General features: G+C 36.9%; 13 protein-coding genes. 11 read left to right on the top strand and 2 right to left on the bottom strand.

The annotated features are described in order from the left end of the window. Positions 1–50 precede the first annotated feature (50 nt). Both QX565_RS13220 and QX565_RS13215 read right to left on the bottom strand, forming a co-directional pair. Positions 51–1,589: a YifB family Mg chelatase-like AAA ATPase gene (locus QX565_RS13220; protein WP_007482875.1), complete on the bottom strand. Its 1,539-nt coding sequence runs from the start codon at positions 1,587–1,589 to the stop codon at positions 51–53. A 117-nt stretch (positions 1,590–1,706) separates the two neighbouring features. Further along, positions 1,707–5,657 carry a two-component regulator propeller domain-containing protein gene (locus QX565_RS13215; protein ID WP_229091525.1) on the bottom strand — a complete coding sequence of 1,317 codons (3,951 nt, stop codon included), beginning with the start codon at positions 5,655–5,657 and terminating at the stop codon, positions 1,707–1,709. A 612-nt stretch (positions 5,658–6,269) separates the two neighbouring features. Between QX565_RS13215 and QX565_RS13210 the strand changes: the two genes are divergently transcribed. The 11 genes from QX565_RS13210 to QX565_RS13160 all read left to right on the top strand — a co-directional run bounded on the left by QX565_RS13210 (position 6,270) and on the right by QX565_RS13160 (position 24,742). Then, a complete protein-coding gene (locus QX565_RS13210; RefSeq protein WP_122201410.1) occupies positions 6,270–9,152 on the top strand; it encodes a cellulase family glycosylhydrolase in 2,883 nt (960 codons plus the stop codon). Between the two features lie 3 nt (positions 9,153–9,155). Continuing rightward, entirely contained in the window at positions 9,156–10,166 is a 1,011-nt protein-coding gene (locus QX565_RS13205) for a glycoside hydrolase family 5 protein (RefSeq protein ID WP_007482869.1), read from the top strand. A 30-nt stretch (positions 10,167–10,196) separates the two neighbouring features. Further along, complete coding sequence (locus QX565_RS13200) at positions 10,197–11,195, top strand: sugar-binding protein (RefSeq protein ID WP_147351260.1); 999 nt, start codon at positions 10,197–10,199, stop codon at positions 11,193–11,195. Positions 11,196–11,211: 16 nt separating this feature from the next. Then, a complete protein-coding gene (locus QX565_RS13195; RefSeq protein WP_122201409.1) occupies positions 11,212–14,370 on the top strand; it encodes a SusC/RagA family TonB-linked outer membrane protein in 3,159 nt (1,052 codons plus the stop codon). A 10-nt stretch (positions 14,371–14,380) separates the two neighbouring features. Continuing rightward, complete coding sequence (locus QX565_RS13190; RefSeq protein WP_195349543.1) at positions 14,381–16,252, top strand: RagB/SusD family nutrient uptake outer membrane protein; 1,872 nt, start codon at positions 14,381–14,383, stop codon at positions 16,250–16,252. Positions 16,253–16,302: 50 nt separating this feature from the next. Then, positions 16,303–16,695, top strand: coding sequence for an SGBP N-terminal domain-containing protein (locus QX565_RS13185; protein ID WP_025867525.1), 393 nt, complete (start codon positions 16,303–16,305; stop codon positions 16,693–16,695). A gap of 10 nt (positions 16,696–16,705) precedes the next feature. Next, positions 16,706–17,686, top strand: coding sequence for a DUF4466 family protein (locus QX565_RS13180; protein WP_007482859.1), 981 nt, complete (start codon positions 16,706–16,708; stop codon positions 17,684–17,686). A 127-nt stretch (positions 17,687–17,813) separates the two neighbouring features. Continuing rightward, positions 17,814–21,266 carry a cellulase family glycosylhydrolase gene (locus tag QX565_RS13175; protein WP_195349545.1) on the top strand — a complete coding sequence of 1,151 codons (3,453 nt, stop codon included), beginning with the start codon at positions 17,814–17,816 and terminating at the stop codon, positions 21,264–21,266. 13 nt (positions 21,267–21,279) lie between these two features. Continuing rightward, on the top strand, positions 21,280–23,097 hold the full coding sequence (locus QX565_RS13170) for a heparinase II/III domain-containing protein (protein ID WP_237977340.1): 1,818 nt from the start codon (positions 21,280–21,282) through the stop codon (positions 23,095–23,097). Positions 23,098–23,126: 29 nt separating this feature from the next. Further along, positions 23,127–24,563 (top strand): sialate O-acetylesterase, encoded by a 1,437-nt coding sequence (locus QX565_RS13165; RefSeq protein ID WP_007482853.1) that lies wholly within the window; start codon positions 23,127–23,129, stop codon positions 24,561–24,563. 29 nt (positions 24,564–24,592) lie between these two features. Continuing rightward, on the top strand, positions 24,593–24,742 hold the full coding sequence (locus tag QX565_RS13160) for a hypothetical protein (protein ID WP_007482850.1): 150 nt from the start codon (positions 24,593–24,595) through the stop codon (positions 24,740–24,742). The last annotated feature ends 40 nt before the right edge of the window (positions 24,743–24,782 follow it).

The following is a 24,782-nucleotide window of genomic DNA, read 5'->3' as shown; positions in this document are numbered from 1 at the left end:
GGATCTATAAAAAAAATGAAGCTTTTAGAAGGGAAAAACGATTTATGTTTTTACCCCGCCCAATTCTCCCTGTCCAGATTGCGGTAGCTGATAGCTTCCGCCAGATGGGCTGGGAGTATTTGTTCGCTTCCTTCCAGATCGGCAATGGTACGTGATACTTTCAATATACGGTCATAGGCACGGGCAGACAAGTTGAAGCGTTCCATGGCGGTTTTTAGTAAAGTAAGTCCTTTGTTGTCGGGTTGTGCATAGGTAGAGATTAGTTTGCTCGTCATTTGAGCATTACAGTAGATGCCGGGATGATTGGAGAAGCGTTGTTCCTGTATCTGTCGGGCTTTTATCACACGTTTGCGAATTTCGCTACTTGGTTCTGCCGGTCGTTTACTGGCCATTTCTTCAAAAGGAACGGGGACTATCTCTATCTGTATGTCAATTCGGTCAAGTAGGGGACCGGATATTTTATTCAGGTACTTCTGTACCTGTCCGGGAGAGCAGACACAAGCTTTCGTAGGGTGATTGTAATATCCGCAGGGACAGGGATTCATGGAGGCGATTAAGGTAAAGCTGGCAGGATAATCAATACTGCATTTTACCCGCGAAATGGTGATGCGGCGATCTTCCAATGGTTGGCGTAGTACTTCTAATACCCCTCTTTGAAACTCTGGTAACTCATCCAGAAAGAGTACACCATTATGTGCCAGGCTAATTTCGCCCGGCTGAGGGAAACTACCTCCTCCTACCATTGCTGTTTGTGAGATGGTATGATGTGGATCGCGGAAAGGACGTTTGGATATGAGTGAGGCATTACGTCCCAATTTTCCGGCAACAGAGTGTATCTTGGTGGTTTCCAGACTTTCGCCCAGGGAAAGAGGGGGGAGTATAGAAGGTAAGCGCTTAGCCATCATTGATTTACCGCAACCAGGGGCGCCAACGAGAATCAGATTGTGTCCGCCGGCTGCTGCTACTTCAAGAGCGCGTTTTACATTTTCCTGCCCTTTTACATCAGAGAAATCGCATTCAAAATTTTCCTGTTGGGCGTAGAATTCTTCCCGGGTATTGACTATGGTAGGCTGTAGTTCCTGCTTCCCATTGAAAAATTCAATTACTTCCCGGATATTGGTTACACCATACACGTTCAGGTTATTAACAACTGCTGCTTCGCGTGCATTTTGCTGCGGTACGATCAGCCCTTCAAATCCTTCTTCACGTGCTTTAATAGCGATGGGCAATGCACCGGTAATGGGTTGTATACTTCCATCAAGGCTTAGCTCACCCATCATCAGATAGTGAGGGAGTTTCTCGCAGGAAATGGTTTCATTGGCAGCAAGAATACCTATTGCGAGGGGAAGGTCGTAGGCTGATCCTTCCTTGCGAATGTCTGCCGGAGCCATATTGATAACAATATTGCTGGTAGGCATCTTGTATCCGGTCACTTGTAAGGCAGAAATGATGCGTTGATGACTTTCTTTCACAGCAGAGTCGGGCAAACCAACCAGGTAGAACATACAGCCTCTTGAGCTGTTTACTTCGATGGTAATGATCGTTGCGTCAATACCTTGTATGGCAGCGCCACAAACCTTTATTAACATATTCTTTGTTTATGTTTGTTGTACGAATTTGATAATATTCCGGTAAAGGTAATTAAATAAACCGGAAATAATAATGATATGTTGTTGAATAATTTCTTTTATTTGAAAAATAACACTTTATTGTGTGATATCTTGTGTGAAATCTTTTGGAAATTTACCAAATTGTTCATAAAAGCATTTAGCGAAATAAGATGCTGAATTAAATCCAACCAAAAAGCGAACTTCATTTATTCTATATTTGCCTGTGGCCAACAACTCTGCACTTTTATTTAAACGAATAAGTTTAATATAATTATTAGGAGTTACTCCAGTAATACTTTTAATTTTGTTATGTAAGCTAGTACGACTAATGGCAAAATCAGAAGCTATATTATCTATAGAAAATTCCTCTGATGACATATTTTCCAGGATGAGCTCATTTAACTTCTTGATAAATAGTGCATTCTCGCTATCTGTTTCATTGTTTAGTTTATAATACTCTAAAGGTGATTCGATGAACTTCTTATGTATATTATGTCTGTTTTCAAGAACACTATTGATTTGTGCCTTTAATTGTTCTATAGAAAATGGTTTCTCCATATATACATCTGCGCCTTTTTTTAAGCCGTTAATTTTGGTTCCTGTATCAGTCTTTGCCGACAGCAAAATAAGAGGAAGATGGGAGAATGAAATATTACTTTTTATTTGATTGCATAATTCCAATCCATCCATTTCAGGCATTAGTATGTCCGAAACTATGATATCGATCATATTGCCACTATTCAGAATACTCATTGCTTCTACTCCGTTTTTTGCTTCTAAAACAGTATAGTTATCGGATAAACAGTCGTTTATAAAGGTCCGAAGTTCTGCATTGTCTTCTACAATCAAAATGACCTGTTTTGATTTCTGGTGGACTGATTTGGGGGATTCTGTAGGAGGTATCTCTGTTTCGATAATCTCATGTTTCATTATTAGTTTTTCTTTTAACGGGTTGGCCGGCAGTACTAATGTGAAGATACTTCCTTTACCATATTCGGACTGAACTTGAATATCTCCTCCTAACTTACGTGCCAGTGCTTTTGAGAAAGAAAGACCAATTCCTGTCCCTCCAAGATTTTGAAAATGCTGTTTTGTTTCTTGTATTTGATAAAAAGGAAGAAATATTTTCTGTTGTTCGCTACTTCTGATACCATTTCCGTCATCAATGATGGAAATAAGAATTTTAGAATCATTCTCTTTTTGTAGTTTTATGTTGATTTGTGTTTTAGTGAATTTTACAGCATTAGAAACAAGGTTACTCACTATTTTATAGAGAGCCTCAGGGTCTACATCTTCAATAATTGGTTCATTTTCTGCTTCGAATGATATTTTTATTTGTTGCTGGTAAGAACTTTGCTTATACTGATTGTAAACTTGTTGTACGATTTGGGTTATATTTTGTTGACTGATGTTCAGAATAAACATATCGTTTTCTATTTTTCTGAAGTCAAGTAATTGATTAATAAGTATTAGTAGACGGTCCGTATTTCGTTTAATAACTGACAAATATTTTTGTGTTTGCATATTACCATCTTTGGTGGCAATAATCATTTCTAGTGGTCCGGTAATAAGTGAGAGTGGGGTTTTTATTTCGTGAGCTATATTAGTAAAGAAATTAATTTTTGCTTCATATGTTTCTTTCTCTTTAGCTACCTGATATCTGTATTGTTTCTTTTCGTTTTCAATTATTAAATGCTTTTTGTATCGATTGATAACATAGCTTACGATGATGGTACATAGGATGATATAGAGTATAATCATGTAATACTCTTGCCAAAAAGGAGGTCTGATTCGGAGCGCTATACTATAACCATTATTATTCCAGATTCCATTATTATTACTTCCTTTTACAGTAAATGTATATTTTCCTGGAGGTATATTCATGTAATATGCTGTATTATTTGATGTGTAATTCCAGTTTTTATCAAATCCTTTTAGCATGTATGCATATTTGTTAGTTTCCGGAAAAATATAACTTAATGCAATAAAATCAAAACTGAAGGTTGATTGTTTGGAAGAGAGCACAATTTCTTTTGTATTGCTTATCGATTTTTTTAAAGGGGAACTTTGACCTATAGGTAATTCTTCATTGAAAACTTTGAAACTGGTGATATGTATAGGAGGAGTGATGTTATTTTCTGTAAATTCTGATGGGTTAATTGAAATAAATCCATTCGTGCCTCCGAAATAGAGCAGGCCGGCAGATCCACGTAGGGCGCATCTAAAGTTGTATTGTATCTCTTGTCCAATATAGCCAAATGTTTTGATATACTCAGTTGTACTGTTTTGAACAATCTGTGCTAATCCTTTTGGAGTACTAATCCATATATTTCCATATTTATCATCTATGATTGAGTAGATGATGTCTGAAGGCATTCCATTCTCAAGATTGAATATGTTTTTGATTTTCTTCTGAGCTATATTAAAGACAATTACTCCTTTTTCTTTAGTTCCTATCCATAAATCATTTTTTTCTCTGTTATATAATAAACAGCTGAGGTTATTTATATCAATTTTATTGGAAATGTCGGAGAAATGTTGCCATTCTCCATTGGGATATAAGCAGTAAAGCCCATAAGCATGTGTAGCAAACCAAATTGTTCCTGATGCACTTTCTGTCATATCTGAAATAGGACGACCAGATAAAGCTTCTGGCCTTTTTAATTTTTGTCCGGGGCACATGATGGCACATCCGCCTTCTTCCAGGGCAAATATTAGAGTACCGTTTTGGGTTTTAAATATTGATTTTCCTTCAATCGTATTGAGTGGGATTGTTGCAATTACCTTACCATTTGTAGCAGAAATGATTCTCACTCCTCTTCCGTAAATACTTACGTACAATGTGTCATTGGATAAATAAAGGTTTTGTATATTGTGATAATCCAACATAAAGGTATTACCTAATTGTTTAGTTTGGGGATTGTAACGGTATACAATGTTATTATTATGGGTAGATAACAATATATTCTGTTTGTTATCTTCCACCATACTGCTGGTGATGGAATGTTTTTGAGCAGTTGCTTCTTCTATATCGTAGAAGGATATAAATTTATTGACGTTTGGAGCGAAATAAGTGACTCCGTTGAAATAGGTTCCAACCCAGAATGCCCCTTCTTTGTCACGAGAAATACAGAATGTAGAGTTATCGACTATGCTCCTATCGGAATATTCTTCTTTTACTATTTGAAACCTTTCTGTCGATTTATTCAGGAGTATGAGGCCTTTGTCTGATCCCATGATGAGTTCCTTGTCTGAGTAGGGGGTTATCGATTTTATATTACCAATATTGGAAAGATAATGGCTACATTCATTTTTTGTAGGATTATATTTAAAAAGACCGTTTGTGAAAGTACCTATCCACAAATTATTATCTTCATCACAATAGATGGAATATATTGATTGTTTGTTTACGTCGAGTTTAGGATGTTTTATTGGAGTAAATGTGTCATTTGATGAACTGAAAAGCACAAGACCATACCCTGCTGTTCCTAGCCAAATATTATTTTGTTGATCGTTTACTATTGTCCAAATAAAATTTGATGGAATACTTTGGGGCGTTTTTGAGGCTACAAAGTGTTTTTGAACACGAAGATTATTGTCTAATTGGAATAATCCTTCACCATGAGTTGCGATCAAAATGTTGCCATGGGAATCTTCCATTATGTCATTTACAGTGATATCATTTTGTTTTTCTTTCTTTAAAGCAATATGATGAAAGTGATCGTATTCCCGGTCATAATAATATAGTCCTCTGCGTGTTCCTATTAACATTCGATGCTTTGAATCTTCTTTTATACAATGTATAAAATTGTGCCCAATTGATAAGGAGTCTTGAAGACGATTTTTGTATACTTTGAAATTTTTCCCGTCAAAACGATTAAGCCCGTCATTCGTTCCAATCCAGATAAACCCTTGGCTATCTTGCATGATTGCCCACACACAGTTGTTAGATAAGCCATTTTCTTTTTGATAGTTTCGGAAGCAGGAACCTTGCACGTCGAATTGTATTAGACAACAAAGTATTGCCAGGACAAGCGTATGTTTCATAGTTTTATTTTGATTGAAAAACGTAAGCAAAATTAAACATTTTATTTAGAACCTGTTTAATTTTAAAAGTTTGAGATAAAAATAGTGTTTCTTTTTACCTTGAATTTAGTTACCGATTTGAAATAGCATTTATTCAATGGATTTAAAAAACACAGTGGCAAGTTATTAAGAAAATCCTGAATTTGCAAGAAGAAAACAAAAATATGATTTACGTATGAAATGGAATACCATATTTTATTAAAAAAAATGGAATGTGAAAAGCGCATATTTTTTTCACTGATATAGAATCTATTTTTTTATGGGGCTACCTTCTATTGGGTAGAGAAAATGATAAGATTGATTTATTTCTTTGTTACATTACTTTATTAGTTGTAATATATTTGTCTTTTCTTGTTATATTTTGTTCTTTTTGGTTACTCTTTAATTCCTTTTGTGGATGCTATCTCATTGATATATAGATTATTATATTGATATTGTACTTATGCAGTATATCTTGGGGAATATAAATCGTGAGTTTGTTATCAATTGTTTTTTTTCTGTCGGATATTGTCCTCTGATGAATAAAAAGCCTAATATATTTGTTGCCGGTATTAATCATTAAAAAGTAATATTATGAAAAAAGGAATATTTACTAAAATTCTTTATTTGGTAGCTATCTTATTGCTAGCTACGCAAGATATTTTCGCAGATGTTAGTAATCCACCCCAAACAATCCCTGTTCCCCCAACTCAGGAAGCAGCTTCTGTCAAATCGATTTTTTGTGATGAATATACTGATATTACATCTATTAAAGGCTTTAGTGGGCGAGGAAGCGCTACTGCAACTGTAAAGTCTGTGATGGGGAATGATATGATTTATTTTGATCAGGGTCTTGGCGGATGGTCTTTTGTCGAATTAGGCACTACGATAAATCTTGATGATTGCGAAGCACTTTGCTTTGACATTTATGTAGTTAAAACCGGATTTACTTTAAAAGTTTATTTTGGACAGGGTGCTTCTGTCACAATACCAACACCTTTAGTAGAAGGATGGAATAAAATCGAGATTAAACTGGATGATTACCGAAATTTGCCTGCTGGAAAAATACCTGATCTTACCCAGATAAGTAAAATAGGTTTTATAAATGGCGGTGGATATGATAGGACTGTCTATATTGATAACATTTACGCTTATGGGGATTTAGGCGGCGATAATCCCTCAGTGGATCCGAATGCACCTACGGTGGCTGCTCCTACACCTAAGCATAAAGATACGGATGTAAAATCGATTTTTAGTGATGCCTATGACAACATTACTAATTTAATTTTAAACAATCCCGGCAGCCCGGCAGCGGAAATGGCAGTAGTAACACCTTTTGAAGGTGATAATATGCTTAGGTTCAATTTATTAAACTGGGCCTTGGTTAAATTTGACCCGACTCTAAATCTTGATGGCATGGATTATCTCCATTTTGATGTTTGGGCAGAAAGTACACGTACTATTAAACTCGGTCTTGGTAATTGGTCGTCACAAGCAAACACAGATGCTCTAACCTTAAATGCCGGATGGACAAGTTTTGACATACCGATGAGTGTGTTTAAGAGTGCTGACTTAACTAACATTATTGTTTCTAAAATATTCAGCGGCAATGGCTTTGCTATTACAAGGTTGTATTTTGATAATATATATACGTATAAAGGTGATCCGGTTGGGACACCCATAATATATATAGAACCTGCGCCGGAGCCGATATTAGCCCCTAAAACTGTTAAGTCTGTTTTTACGGACAAATACAACAATATAGCCAATCTTGAAGAAGGTGGTACTGTTGGCCTCACGGATTTTGATCTTGTATACCGTCTTACGGAGGCTGATAAAGTCTTGAGAATATGCTCTCTTGAAGAGATGACACTCCATACAACTGCTACACTTGACTTTAGTGATATGGAGAATATACATTTCAGTATGTATTGTGATGGCGAAGGAGGGAGTGGTACACTTGAAATTGGATTCCAGGCCCAAGGATCGGAAACGGCTTATTATTCCTCGTTATTTCCTGTTCTCAAAACAGACGAATGGAATTATGTGAATATTCCGGTTCACGAGTTGAAAGAAGCCGGACTGGATTGTTCTAAGATAGATAAAATACTTTTCCGTGGCTCGGGTAATATCTATATTGATAATATTTTTGCTTTTAAAGGTGACTATGCTATGGGATTAGGAGAAGAAGGGACTATTTCTGTTGACTGGAATTTGGCATCGGCAGATGATGTTCTTCCTGATAAGGAGAAGGCTTATTTAGGTGTAAATCTGGCGCAAGGTTCAGGGGGAACAGTTCATGGTGTATTTAATACAAACTATTCTTATCCAACATTTAAGGATCTTCACTATTTTAAATCAAAAGGTGTACGGCTTATTCGTTTTCCTTTTCGTTGGGAACGTGTACAACATGAAGTAAATGGACCGTTGGATATGGAACTTGATATGAAAAAGATCAAGGAGGTAATTGCTGAGGCCGAACGTATCGGTATGTATGTGATGCTTGATATGCATGATTATTGTCGTAGGAATGTTGATGGTGTAACTTGTAAGATCAGTGATTCTGGAAAATTGACAAAAGAACATTTAGCTGATGTGTGGAAGAAAATAGCTGTTGAGTGTCAGATGTACAAGAATATTTGGGGATATGATATAATGAATGAACCTTATGGTTTAGATAAGGGCGTATGGTATTCGACAGCACAAGCTGTTATTGATGCTATTAGAACTGTAGATATGCAAACGCCTATAGTAATAGAGGGTGAAAGTTATGCGTCTTCATCTACGTGGCCTTCAACCGGTGGAGGATTAATTGGATTGAATGATCCGGCTAATAATTTGATTTTTCAGGCACATTGTTATTTTGATAAAGATAAAAGTGGGCATTATAATTTGGGAGATTTTGATAAGGAAGTTTCTGATCCACAACAACATATTAAACGTTTGCAACCATTTGTAGAATGGCTGAAAGAACATAATCAACGTGGAATTTTAGGTGAATTTGGGGTACCAGGAAATGATGTTCGCTGGTTGAATTTGCTGGATGAAGTTATTGCTTATCTCAAAGAAAATCGTGTTGCTGCTACATATTGGGTAGCAGGTGGATGGTCATCTAATGATAAGGTAAGTATTCATCCGCTGAAAAACTATACTGTGGAAAGAGCTCAAATGAGAATTTTTGAGAAATACACAAAAGATTATGATAACACTTCGTCAGGAACAGGATGCATTTTACATAATGAATCTGGAGATTTGGAAATTTATTCTGATGTAACAGCTGATCATGTGTACGTTAAAGCGGATAAGGCTATGAAAAGTATTGCCCTGTTTACTATGTCCGGGCAGTGTATAAAGAAGGAAAGTATTGGCTCATCTGAAGCAAGAATTGTAACTGACGGATTAGTTCCGGGTGTATATCTGATCCGGATTCTTATAGAAAACGGAAGTGTTAGGAATTTTAAATTTGTAAAATATTAAAAGATGAAAGTTTCTCATATAATAGGTATTGTTTTATTTTTTTTTATGGCAGGAATGGTTTCTTGTAAGGAAACAGTTAAGCAATCCTTTAAAGAACCATCTGCCTTAAAAGTAAAAAAGAATGTTTTTATTAATGATTCAGGAAAGATTGTTAGATTGTGTGGCGTGAGTTTCTCAGATCCGGATAAGTTGAAAAAAGAGAATCAATGGAATTTACGTTATTTTGAAGAAGCGCGGCGTTGGGGATGTAATGTGATACGTTTACCAATACATCCTTACACATGGCGCTATCGCGGAGTAGAAGATTATCTAAAAATACTGGATCAGGGAGTGGAATGGGCCAGGCAAACCAATATGTATGTTATTATTGATTGGCATGCTATCGGTAATCTGCCGGAAAATGTTTATCCTCATTTTAATTATGCTACCAATTGGGCAGAAACTATAAACTTTTGGAAAATTATAGCTGAACATTATAAGGGTAATTCTACTGTGGCTTTTTATGAGTTGTTTAATGAACCATGTGATCAAGGAAAACCATTGAGTTGGGATGCGTGGCAGCCCCTGATGGAACAGTTGATAGATAGTATCAATATGATTGATGATCAGAAAGTATATTTGGTGGCTGGAATGAATTGGGCTTATTTACTTGATGAAGTCGTGCAAAAACCGGTAGATCGTAATAATGTTGCTTATGTGACACATCCTTATCCTCAAAAGGTAGATGCACCTTGGGAGGATAAATGGGAAAGAAACTGGGGGCATGTCGCTGACCATTATCCGGTGGTGGCTACCGAAATGGGATATGTGGTGAAAGGACAACGTGGTGAACACATTCCATGTATAGGTGATGAAAAATATGGTGAAGCTATTATTAATTATCTTGATAAAAAGGGAATTTCATACACAGTGTGGTGTTTTGATCCTTCTTGGGCACCTGCGCTTTTGGACGATTTTGACTTCAATCTCACACGACAAGGAGAATTCTTTAAAAGAAAGTTACAAATGAAATAGTTGTTTTTACTTACATTAAAATTTATTATTATGAAAAAGTTTTTATTCGTGTTGTTGGCCGTATGGGTTGCTACCACTAATCTTACGGCGCAAGTGGCTTCAGATGTCGTGATTTATAAAGGAACAGATATTGATCCGAATGGAAAGGCGGATGATAATATTTGGAAGGATATTACACCGGTTGATATAACCAACGTTTTTAATTATGAGGAGCCTACGGTAACCTCTTTCTTTAAGATGTTTTACACCGATGAATATATTTATGTCTTGGTTGATGTCACTGATGATGTTCATTATCCGGCTTGGTTGGCCAACGATGTAAAAAATCAATGGAAATATGATAAAGTAGAAATTTATTTTGATATTAACGATAATCTGAAAGATGGGCAAGGGCCTGCTTACATTGATGGTGTAATGGCACCTGGACATTACCAAATAGCACCTGCATTGACAGAAGAAGGTTATGGAGAACCATTTGTAACAGAGGGAGTATTATATGGGACTATGAGTGATATGGCTACAGTTTGTTATGATATGAAGCCCGACGGAAAAGGATATGTTGTAGAGTGCCAGATCCCTATTTATGCATTTGTTAATGATAAAGGCGAAGAGCTGGATGTAGATAAACTTACTTCTTTACCTCAAGGTATGGGCTTCGATGTAATAATTGTTGATAATGACAATGATGGCAAAGGACGTAAAAGAGCTGTTTGGAAGAATATCGGACCTACTGAACCTTATAATAATATGGATGCCTGCGGTGTAATAACTTTTAGTACAGCTACTCCTTCCGGGTTATCTCAAACAGATACATCCTCTGTTTATGTTCACTATGATAAACGAGCGGAAACAGTTGCTGTTAAAGGTGATTGTAGTAGAGTTGTATTTATCGCTGCCTCTGGTTCAGAAGTGAAAACTGCTGAAACAAATATTTCGGAAATAGATGTGACTGATTTACAATCTGGTTTGTACCTTCTTAAATTATATTATGGTGACCATTTGCTGAAAGTGGTTAAGATCGTTAAATAATCTAATACTAAAGTTTATGAGAGAAAGTAGTTTAATACAGAAAGTTTGTTATAGTGCTTCTCGTAAAACATTTTTTTATTGTAAAATTACATTGTTGATATTATTGGGTGGGTTAATTCAATTGAATAATACATATGTGTATGCGCAAAAAAATGTAAGTGAGGAGAAGGATAAAGGCGGGACAATTACAGGTAATGTAAGGGATGTAAACGGTGAACCGATTATTGGTGCTTCAATATTAGTAAAGGGCACAACGGCAGGTACTACAACTAACTTAGATGGATATTATACATTAAGTAATGTTGCTTCAAATGCAGTATTGATTATAAGCTATATTGGCATGAATACTCAGGAGGTGCATATTAAAGGAAAAGATCTGATAAATGTGACATTGGAAGATGCCTCCATTGGTATAGATGAAGTAGTTGTTGTAGGATATGGTACGCAAAAGAAGGTAAATCTAACAGGCGCTGTGTCAGCTGTAAAAGTGGATGAACAATTGGCAAGTCGTTCATTAACAAGTACATCATTGGCTTTGCAAGGGAAAGTGCCAGGATTATCAATAACGCAGAATTCTGGTATGGCTGGTCGTAATGATGTTAAAATGCTTGTTCGAGGAATGGGAACGGTGAATAATGCTGATCCGTTAGTTGTCGTTGACGGTATGCCTGATGTTGATATCGATCGTATTAATATAGATGATATTGAAAGTGTTTCTGTGCTGAAAGATGCTTCATCCTCTGCTATTTATGGTTCGCGTGCGGCCAATGGTGTTATTTTGATTACTACTAAATCCGGGCATGAATCAGCCCCCAAAATAAATGCTTCGGCTTCTTATACTATAGGTACTCCTACCCATGCATGGGAGTTTATGGCAGATTATCCACGGTCACTGACTTTGTTGCAACGTGATGCTGCTGTTTCTACTTTACCTGGTAATATAAGGTTCAAGGATGGTACTATCGATCAGTGGATGGCATTAGGAATGATCGATCCAGTTCGTTATCCGAATACTGACTGGTATGATGTTATTTTAAGAAATTCACAAGTTCAGAAATATAATCTTTCTGCGTCAGGGGGAAATAAAGTTTCTAACTTTTATATTTCTCTCGGAGTTATTGACGAGAAAGGTCTTCTTATTAATAATGATTATACTCGTTATAATTTGCGTGTGAATTATGATGCTAAAATTCGTTCGAATATGCATGTAGGAGTAAAAATTGCAGGTAATTGGTCGGATCTGCAGTATGCATTAACCAGTAATTTTGATGGTACTATCGATGCCAATGAAATGAGATATGCTATTGCGGGAGTAACACCTTATGATCCTATTACAGGATATTACGGAGGAGTGATGGCTTATGGTGAAGACCCTCAGATTTTTAATCCTTATAGTGCTTATAATACGCAGCTTACACAGAAAGAGAGACAGGAATTGAATGGTAATGTCTATTGGGATTGGAGTCCGGTAAAAGGATTGACTGCACGTTTGGACTATTCTTTGAATTATGGTAATGATTTTAGGTATCAGGCAGATACTCCTAATCGTGCTTATAACTTTCAAACGAATGATTTTGGTGCTCGCTATTTCGTAGAAGATAATGCTCCGATTTATAATTATACCAATAATAGCTATAAAACTCAGTTTAGTGCACGGTTAAATTATGATATTACCTTTTGTAAACATCATACGCTGAATGCTATGTTTGCTTTTAGTGAAGAGTATTGGCATACTCGTTATCAGATGTCAGGACGCAATGATCGTTTGCATTCATCTCTTCATGAAATTGATGCAGCTCTTACAGAGAAACAGTACACGGGAGGGAATTCAAGTGCTGAAGGATTGGTTTCTTATATCGGGCGTATCAATTATGCGGCGTATCAACGCTATTTATTTGAATTCAACTTGCGTTGTGACGGTTCATCTAAATTTCTTGACGGTTCTAAATATGGATATTTCCCATCAGCTTCAGTGGGATGGATTTTTTCAGAAGAGCCATTCATTAATAAATATGTGAAAGGATGGCTAAATCATGCTAAGTTGCGTGTATCTTATGGTGTGTTAGGAAATAATAGTGGTGTGGGACGCTACGAACAACAGGAGACTTTGACTACCAATAATTATATGATTGATGGCAAGATATTGAAAGGGTATGTCAATAAGAAAATGGTAAATCGTGATTTGAGTTGGGAAGAAACATCAGTTACCAATATCGGGTTGGATATGAAGTTTTTTAATAATCGTTTATCGGTTGAACTTGATTACTATGACCGGCTAACTAGTGGTATGATTCGGCCTTCAGATATGTCTGTTCATCTGACAGGTGCATATTCTGCTCCTCGTAAAAATATTGGTGAGCTGCGAAATAAAGGAGTAGAGGCCAACATTGTCTGGCGTGGAAGGGTTAATGAGTTTAATTATACTGTGAATGCTAATGCTTCTTATAATGCTACAGTACTGGAAAAGTGGAATGAGTATTTAGGGCGTAATCAGAAAAACAGCAATGATTATGTATTTATCAACATGCCATATAACTATGTATATGCCTATGAAGCTATTGGTATTGCACAAAGTTGGAATGATGTGTATAATGCTACTCCACAAGGTGCTCAACCGGGAGATTTATTATATAAAGACTTGAATGGTGATGGGAAGATTGATGATAATGATATGAAGGCTTTTCCACGCATTCAACGTGATCGTCCCACTACAAACTTTGCATTAAGTGGTAATTTTGAGTGGAAGGGATTTGATCTTTCTATAATGTTCCAGGGAGCTGCTGGCCGTAAAACATTTTGGTTAACTGCCAATAATAATCCCGATTTGCAAGAAGCGCGGCAAGCTACTACTTGGGATCATTGGACTAAACCTTGGTCGTTGGAGAACAGAGGAGGGGAATGGACTCGTTTAGGGGGAGCAAATAATCGAAAAGAATCTACCTTTTGGTTGGATAATCTGGCTTATTTGCGTCTGAAAAATCTGCAATTAGGATATACTATTCCTCAAAACCGGTTAAAAAAAATCGGACTTAGTTCTATCAGAATGTATGTATCTGCAGATAATCTGGCTACAATTACTAAATTTCGTGGATTAGATCCTGAAAAAGAAGGTAATATAAATGATGGTTATCCTCTGGTGAAATCGTTCACTTTTGGTATTAATGTAGGTATTTAAATTTAATATCATGAAAAATAGAAGAAATTATATATTGGGTATATTACTGGGTGGAGCATCAATACTTTTAATGGGGTGTGTAAATAGTCTTTTGGACCAAATTCCTACAACTGAATTAGGTAATACGGAATTTTGGCAAACAGAAGAGGATGCAACGAATGGCTTAATGGGGGCGTATGCTGATGTACGTGGTCTTTTTAGTAGAGATTATTATTTTGATGGGCAAGGTGAATATGTCCGTGTCAGAGATGGTAGCGGTAGTTTGAGTAATACTACTACTAATATAACACAGGGGGCTGCTTATAAAGGAGGATGTTATTTTCCTGATCCGTCTTACCGTTTTGGAGCAAAGTTCGATACGTATTATAAGTTCTGTTATGGTGGCATACATCGGGTCAATTATGTGATAGAGAATACACTGAAAATGATTCCGAATGCCAAAACAGAAGAATCGAAGAAGAAGCTTGAAACCGTTATTGGTGAAGCCAGGTTGTTAAGAGGAATGATTTATTTTCGATTGATTTCTATGTGGGGTGATGTACCGTATATAGATCATGTGGTGTACAATCAAACGGAGATGGATAAAATAGTACGTACTTCCATTGCGAAAATCAAAGATTATATTATTGAAGATTTTAATTATGCTTTTGAGAAACTTCCAGTAAAATCAGAGCAGATAGGGCGGGCATCTAAGCCTGCAGCTTTAGCGTTTAAAGGTAAACTCGAACTTTATTGGGCTTGTTGGAATCATTTCGGATGGCCGGAACTTGATACTTTTACTCCAAGCGAAGAGGAGGCGAGAAAGGCGTATAAGGCTGCTGCTGATGATTTCCATGCAGTAATTAATGACTATGGATTAAATTTGTTTAGGAATGGTGAACCTGGTGAATGGGGAGAACTGGGTGATGCAAATGTACTACCTAATTACTTCTATTTGTTTCTTCCTACTACAGGTAACGTCAATACTGATGGTGAAATTATTTTTGCATTCACTCATGGAGGACCAGGAACTGGACAAGGGGAATCATTGATGCGTGATTTCGCAGGGCGTAACATTCAGAATTCTCAGTGTTGGGTGACACCTACATTTCGTTTAGCAGATCGTTATCAATCTACTGTAACAGGTGATTTCACAGATCCGTTGATTCCAATGAACCCGAATGCGCCAAATGCAAGAACTACTAAAAATTCAGCAGTGAATCCGGAAAGTTATTTGAATCGTGATTATCGTATGAAAGCATCAATGTTGTGGGATTATGAAATGATCCAAGGATTAGCATCTTTAAAGAAAACAGATTGGGTACCATTTATATATAAATCATGGAATGCAAAAGTTACAATTGACGGGAAACAGTATACATCGTATAATACCGATGGTACAAACTCTGGATACGTTTTCCGTAAATTTGTTCGTAACTACGAAGGTGCAGATCGTGGTGAAGGTGACTATAACTGGCCGGTAGTTCGTTTGGCTGATGTCTATCTGATGTATGCGGAAGCGACAAATGAATTGTACGGACCACAGCAGGATGCTATTGCTTTGGTTAACAGAATCCGGCATAGGGGGAATTTACCTCCTTTGGCCTCTGACAAGATTTCTGACAAAAAAGCCTTCTTCGACGCTATCGAGCAGGAACGTATTATAGAACTGATAGCTGAAGGACATCGCGCTTTTGACTTGCGTAGATGGAGAGCTATTGAAAGAGTGTGGGGGGAACCGGGATCAGAAGAGGTTTGGATGGGTGATACACACAGTGATAAAGTATATAGCTGGTATAAGAATTTGAATGAGAGATTGTATCAACAAGCTTATATTTTTCAGATTCCACCTAAAGAACGTGATCGTAATCCGAACTTAACTCAAAATACTCCTTGGCTATAATAGCCAGAAGGCCTATAAAGAATGTTGAATTCAAATTAATATTGAAAGTAATGAAAAAATATATAGCTATTTTTTTTATAGTATTAACCTGGATCGGATGTACAAATTTTCCGATTGATGAAGATGGATTGTTAATTACCGAACGTTCAGAATGTTATGTAAGTAGTTTCGAACTTTTGGGCGTTGATTATCAGACTGTGAGACATGGAGCAGCCGTTATTGATACGATGAAGCAAACCATTCATGTGGAAGTACTGTATGGTACTGATCTGAAGAATCTTTATCCTCAGTTTTCTTTGGTAACAGATGCTAAATTGGAACCTAAGATAGAAGGGAAAGTTGACTTTTCGGATTTGGCAAATCCTAAGCAATATACGGTTATTTCGGGTAATAGAAAAGTTCGGAAAATATATACAGTTTATGTTAGTGTACAACAGAAATAAAATGAATACGATGAAGTCTATTGAATATTATTTTTTAATGGTTATCGTTGGTTTATGTTTCGTTTTTACATCTTGTGAGAATGAATACGAGGTACCTGCGGCTGGAACAACTTTACAAAATGATTGTATAAAGCGTTCATTGGGACCTAATCTGGTGGGGGCGAAAATAGAATTTGCTTATGCTATGGCACTTCCTCCTTCTCAAGGAAAGCTGATTTCTGCAAAGGTCAAGGCTTCTATTGCCGGAGCAGACGGTACTTATCTGGAACACAGATCGTTTTATACGGATCAGGGAGGAGATGATAAAGGAGTTGAGATCGGTAGCCCGTCAGTAACAGAAGGAATGATGACGGAAGTTACATTTACGAAAGATACATGTGCAGCAACGTTACGTTACTATTATGTGATTCCTGAAGAAGCTCGTGGTAAGAATATCTCTTTTAGTTTTTATGCGACAGACAGTAATGGTAGAAGTGTCTCATACGACATGGGGACATATTTTATATCTAATATGGATATAAAACTTGATATGATAATTCCTACGGATAGTTATCTTTCTATCTCGGATATGGCAGTGTATACCAATGAGAATATGCCAACTAAAGCGGACAAGATTGATTTGGTATATCTATATCGTAGGATTTCCGGGATTGATTTTTTGCATGCATTAGTTTCACCAGGAGTCGGCTCGGATTATTTACCAGAGATTGTTTTGCCGGAAGGAGTGAATCGGATGACATCATTACAAAGAACTTTTGGAGCTATTGACCAACAACTTGCTCGTGATCAATATGGAACATTTATTGATGATTTGGATTTCTATCAGATGAATTTTAGTAATGCTTCCAATTTTATTGTTAACATAAAGAAAGATGCAGGAACATGGGTTGAAACTGCTGATGGAATATATCGTGCTTTTATTTATGTCAATAAAGTGGATAATGCAAAAAAAACAATGACAATTAGCGTTAAACGATTGCGAGTGAAATAATCGTTTTTTTCAAAATTTATATGTGAGACACTAAGGTGAAGTATACTTGCTATGGAACCTTAGTTGTCTCATGTAACCCCTTTTTCTATTCTCATTTTTAATAGGTTTGTAATTTAATATAAATAATATGGCATTGAAAAGTGTTCGTTTATTCTCTCTGTTTATTCTATTGGGTATTACTTTATATTCTAAAGCTCAGAATCTCCGGATCGATGGATATAAGGGGATTTGGTATACAATTGGCCAAAAGTCGGAGTATGGAGACAAATATTCTGGTGGATTGGCTACTTATACAGCTAATCATACTCCTGTGGCTATCTATGCCTCAAAAGTTGATAAAACCTTTTTTGTTTATGGAGGGACCACCAGTGAAAAAGATAAGCATTTACTGATTATGATTTCTTGTTATGATCATAAAAGTGGAACATTGGCCCGCCCAGTTGTTGTGTGTGATAAGATGGGAGTGGATGATCCTCATGATAATGCTTCTCTTACTATAGATAGCGATGGATTTATTTGGGTATTTGTAAGTGGGAGGAATGTTAGTCGTCTGGGACAAGTATACAAAAGTACAATGCCATATTGTATTGATCATTTTGAGAAAAAGTATCAATCGGTAATAACTTATCCTCAGCCTTGGTATATAGAAGGTAAGGGATTTATTCATCTTTTTACGAAGTATACTGCTGAACGTACGTTTGGTAGAGAACTTTATTGGTCGACGAGTCCTGATGGAATAAACTGGGCTCCGGATAAGAAATTAGCTGGTATGGGAGGACATTATCAGCTTAGTAATGTATGGAAGAACAAAGTTGTTACTGTTTTTAATTATCATCCTGACGGAGGAGCAGATTCTCGGACTAATGTTTATTTGGTTCAGACAGAAGATATGGGACAAACCTGGCAAACAGTGGATGGTGTGACATTAACTACTCCATTGACTTCTCCGCAAAGTGCAGCTTTGGTATATGATTATCAAAAAGAGAATAAATTAGTGTACTTGAATGATTTGAATTTTGATAAAGATGGTAATCCTATTATTCTGGCAGTTATAAGTAAACATTATCAACCGGGCCCCAAAGGAGATCCCCGAGAATGGGTTGTACTTCACAGAAAAAACGGACAGTGGTACTCACATGTGTTATGCTCTTCTTCTCATAATTATGATATGGGGTCTATTTATGTAGATAATGATGTCTGGACAGTGATTGGACCGACAGAGGATGGACCGCAAAAATTTGGTACCGGAGGAGAAATTGCTTTGTGGAAAAGTTGGGATGAAGGCCAACACTGGACTAAAGTAGCAAATGTTACTAAGAATAGCCCACGAAACCATTCGTATGTTCGTCGTCCTTTATATGCTCATAATGATTTTTATGCATTCTGGGCAGACGGGAATGCTGATAGTATGTCTGTGTCAAAACTTTATTTTACAGACAAAAATGGGAGTCAGGTATACGAAATGCCCTATCGGATGAAAACTGATTATGAAAAACCAATTGCAGTATATAATCAGAATTCGTATCAACCATTTGGTGTGAATTTGGCATGTGCAGAATTTGATGAAGCAAATTTACCAGGTAAATATGATAAGCATTATACTTATCCGAAAGTAGAAGAATTGGATTATTTTAAAGATAAAGGATTGAAACTGATTCGTTTTCCTTTTAAGTGGGAAAGGATACAGCATGAGTTGAATGGTGAACTTAATTCTGTAGAGCTGAAACGGATTAAAGATTTTGTAGGTGAGGCAGAGAAAAGAAGTATAAGCGTGATTCTTGATTTACATAATTATGCACGACGTTATCACCAAGGAGTGAAATGTATTATTGGTACTAATGGGGTAACCTTAGATCACTTTGCAGATTTTTGGCGGCGTTTTGCCATGGAAATGAGTTCATTCTCCAATATCTATGGCTACGGATTAATGAATGAGCCTCATGATTTAGGGAGTTCGGTTTCCTGGTTTCAAATGGCACAGAAAGGTATTGAGGCAATAAGAAAAAGTGATCAAGAACGACCAATAATTATTGGGGGGGACGATTGGAGTTCTGCGGAGAGATGGGTAGAGAAGAGTGATACATTGAAATATTTAAAGGATCCTGTGAATAATTTGATTTATGAGGCGCATGTTTATTTTGATGCGGATGCTTCGGGAAGTTATAATGGATCATATGATACGGAGAAAGGATCTCCTACACGAGGGATAGAAAGGGTTCGGCCATTTGTTAATTGGCTTAAAAATAATCAGTTAAAAGGGTTTGTTGGTGAATATGGTGTTCCGGATGACGATGAGCGTTGGTTGGTCACTATGGATAACTTTTTAAATTATCTACAGAGCGAAGGTGTGAATGCTACCTATTGGGCAGCAGGTCCATGGTGGGGTAAATATCCTCTTAGCCTTACACCAAAAGGTGGGAAAGATGCTCCGCAAATGAAGATAGTAGAAAAATATCTTACTACCAGTTATCGGCATTGGGTAGATGGAGCACTTGCTAAAGCCGAAAAACAGGCTTTATTGATGGCCAGACATCTGAAAGATAAAGAAGGTAAATTACCGCGCTCTTTGAACTCTAATGGAGAACTAGTGACCTCTTCTTCTGATTGGTGGTGTAGTGGCTTTTTCCCTGGTGTATTGTGGTATTTGTATGAAAATAATAAGGGTAGTGAAGAACTGTTTGATTATGCTAATTTATATACTAAACGTATTGAAAAGGAACAGTTCAACACGAGTACTCATGATTTGGGGTTTATGCTGTATTGTAGTTATGGGAATGGATTTAGATTGAATCCGACATCTGAATCAGAGGGAGTTCTTATTAACGGTGCACACGCTTTATCTGCAAGGTATAATCCGGTTGTGAAGTGTATCCGTTCCTGGAATAAATGGCGTGATTATTCTTATCCTGTAATTATAGATAATATGATGAATCTGGAGATGTTAATGTGGGCTTATAAGAGAACGGGAGACGATACTTTTAAGAATATAGCCATTTCTCATGCGAATACGACGAAATTGCATCATTTTCGAGAGGATTATAGCTCCTTTCATGTGGTTGCTTATGATTTGAAAAGTGGTAAAGTGTTGCAGCGAGGGACTGATCAGGGATATGGTGACGATAGTTCTTGGGCACGTGGACAAGCATGGGCACTTTATGGGTATACGATGATGTATCGTGAGACAGGAAATGAAGATTATTTGAATTTAGCATGGCATATCGCAGATTTTATACTGAATCACCCACATCTGCCGAAAGATAAAATTCCATATTGGGATTTTGATTCTCCTGGTATACCTGATGATTATAGAGATTCTTCGTCTGCTGCTATTATCGCTTCCGCTTTGTTGGAATTGAGTAAATATTCGGAGGGTCATCGTTGTGAAAGGTACTACACAGTAGCGGAACAGCAACTTCGTATGCTTGCTTCGGATGAGTATATGGCTGAAGTAGGAACAAATGGTTTTTTTATATTAAAACATGGAGTAGGAAATATTCCTCAGAATTCAGAATTGGATGCTCCTTTGAGTTATGGTGATTATTATTTCATAGAGGCTCTTTTGCGGTATCGAAATTATTAAAAACAGAGAACATATGAGAACTATTTTTCTTTTGATATTCTTTTTACTTTTTCAGGGGGAATTAAATATGTATGCACAAGTATTACCTTCACATCCCCGTATATTAATGTCTGGTGGAGAGGAAATAGAAATTAAAGAAGCTTTATCTATGGATACTCTTTGGACTGGTTTACATCGAAATTTCCTCAAAGAATGTAATAATCTGCTTAATCGGCCATTGTTGGAAAGGAAAAAGGTGGGTATGCGGTTATTAGCTACTTCTCGAGAAGCTCTTCGAAGAATATTATTTTTGTCTTATGCGTATCGTATTACTGGAGATGAAATATATTTTCAACGTGCAGAGGAAGAATTACTTACTGTTTGTCGTTTTTCTGATTGGAATCCATCTCATTTTCTGGATGTGGCTGAAATGGTCTTAGGAGTTGCCATTGGTTTTGATTGGTTGTATACTAAGTTATCGGCTGATTCACGCAGAATCATTAGTGAAGCTATCATGACGAAAGGGCTCTTACCTGCACAGGATGAGAGATATAATTGGTATTTGAAAGCAAATCATAATTGGAATCAAGTATGTAATGCAGGTATAGCAATTGCTGCTTTGGCGGTTTATGAACAAAATCCGGAAATGTGTAGATCTCTTATTCGGCAGGCAGTAGAATCTGTAAAGCTCCCTATGGCTGAATATGCACCTGACGGGGCATATCCTGAAGGGTATTCATATTGGAGGTATGGAACAACTTTTAATGTTCTTTTATTGGGAACCCTGGAGAAAGTTGGTGATTGGGATTTGTTGCCAGCTTTGTCGTCAGGTTTTATGAATACCCCTTATTATTATGAGCAGATGGTTGGTCCAACCGGGTATAGTTTTAATTATGCAGATTGTGGTGATGAGCATGGGTTAGCACCTGTTATGTTTTGGTTTGCAAAGAAAACTGGGGATCTTTCTTTATTATGGACAGAAAAAAGCTTCATGCAAAAAGATAAATGTTCTGGCTATTTGGCAAATAGACTGTTTCCGCTAATATTTTTATGGGGTAGAAATATAGAAATAGACAAAATTGTTCCTCCTGAAAAGATGATGTGGATAGGAGGGGGCATTACACCAGTTGCATTGATGCGTACTTCTTGGACTGATAAAAATGCTTTGTATGTGGGCATTAAAGGAGGAACTTCCAGTAGTAATCATTCACATATGGATGCTGGATCCTTTGTGATGGATGCTATGGGGATACGATGGGCTATGGATTTGGGAATGCAAGACTATGAATCTTTGGAATCGAAAAAAATGCAAATCTGGAGTAATGATCAACATTCAGAGCGTTGGAAGGTTTTTCGTTATAATAATTATGCTCATAATACCCTTACGATTAATAATAAATTACATGATGTAAAAGGGTATGCGTGTTGGAAATCATTTATCGATAGTGAGGGTTTGAAATCTGCAACGATTGACTTGACTACTATTTTTAAGGATGAACTGCTCTTTTGTCAAAGAGAAATTACAATGGTAAACGGCGCTTATGTAGTGGTGAAAGATAGTGTGAAAACAGATACTACAAAGCAAGCTCTTTTACGTTGGACAATGTTGACAAGAACTCAGATAAGAGGGATACAGAAGGATGGCTTTATACTGGAGCAAGATGGGAAAAGGATGAATGTGAAAATTAAAAGTCAGAATCAGGTTCAAATAAAAAAATGGTCTGCACAATCCGGTAATAGTTATGACGCTCCAAACCCTAATGTTGTTTTGATAGGATTTGAAACTATTATTCCGGCTGGAGAGGAAGCGGTTTTTGAAACAGTTCTATGCCCGGAACAATTGGTTAATTAGTATAGGTTTAAAAAATATCATAGAATAATATGAAAATACGATTTTTTTTCTTGTTAATATGTTTTCTATCTGTTGGCTATTCTTGGCGCCTGCATGCAAAAATTGTATTACCCGCTATGTTTACGGACAATATGGTATTACAACGACAAACTGAAGTAGCTTTTTGGGGAACGGCTACTCCGAGGTGTACTGTAACAATTAAAACTTCTTGGAACAATAAAGAGTATTCGGTTAATTCATCAGATAAAGGTGAGTGGCGGACAAGAATATCTACTCCTCAGGCAGGTGGTCCATATTATATTATTGTCTCAGATGAAACGAGCATTCGTTTGGATAATGTATTAATTGGTGAAGTTTGGCTTTGTGCTGGGCAGTCTAATATGGAGATGCCAATCGGAAGTTGGGGGAAAATAAATAATTATGAAGCAGAAATTCGTTTGGCTCAATGTCCCGAAATACGTGTTTTGCATGTTGAACGTGCTGCAAGTTTGTCACCACTCAGTGATTTGAAGAAGGTACGTAAGGGGACTTGGCAGGTTTGTTTGCCGGAGTTTGCAGCAAACTTTTCTGCCGTTGCGTATTTTTTCGCTAAGAATCTTCATCGCCATTTAAATGTTCCTATTGGAGTAATTACGGCCTCGTGGGGAGGGACTATTGCAGAATCGTGGATTAGTAAAGAAGCAATAACCCGGATAACTGATTTAGATAGTTGTGAAAAGGATACTCTCAAAGAATATTCCGTTGATAGAGATGGTCCTAATATCCATTCTGTACTTTTTAATGCAATGATTCATCCTATCATTCCTTATACTTTAAAGGGAATCATTTGGTATCAAGGTGAATATAATTGTGCTCGTGCAGAACAGTATAAAGATATATTTCCGCTCTTGATTACTGATTGGCGTAAACAATGGAAACAAACGCTGCCCTTTTATTTTGTACAGTTACCTAATTTTGGAGAAAGAAATGAGGAGCCGACTGGTGCACAATGGGCTGAATTAAGAGAAGCTCAATTTGAAACATTGTGTATGGCCAATACTGGGATGGCAGTAACCATAGAACTGGGAGAAGCCAAGAATGTACATCCCAAAAGAAAGAAAGAGGTCGGTGACAGGTTGGCATTAATAGCAAGGGCTAAGACTTATGGAGAAGATATTGTTTATTCCGGGCCTCTGTATAATTCATATATCATTGAAAATAATCAGGTGAGGATTAAGTTTGATCACGTTGGTGGCGGGCTAAAGATTAAAGGAGGGGATTTGATAAAAGGTTTCTCAATAGCTGGTCCGGATCACAAGTTTTATTGGGCAGAAGCTGAAATAGATGGAGAAGAAGTAGTGGTTAGTTCTCCTAATGTTCCTTATCCACTTGCAGTGAGGTATGCTTGGGCTGCTAATCCAGAATGTAATTTGTATAACGGGGCTGATTTACCAGCCTCACCGTTTAGGACAGATCATTGGAAATAAAGTATAGTGTTGTTTTAAATTTTAATAGTATGAAAAATGTATTATTAGGGTCTGATAATAAAGAAGTTGGTTATCAGTGTAATGATTCGTATGTACATCTTGAATTACCGTCGCTGAATATAAATAAGCTTCTGTGTTTAAATACCTGGGTATTGAGACTGAACAATGCTTTGAAATAAATGATAGAGGGTTTTGTACAACTATTATAAATATTGAAAG

The sequence above is a fragment of the Bacteroides sp. 41_26 genome, assembly GCF_949740115.1.
Classification (GTDB): Bacteria; Bacteroidota; Bacteroidia; order Bacteroidales; family Bacteroidaceae; genus Bacteroides; species Bacteroides nordii.
Note: the sequence above shows the minus strand (reverse complement) of the source record. Positions and strands in the feature narration are given on the sequence as shown.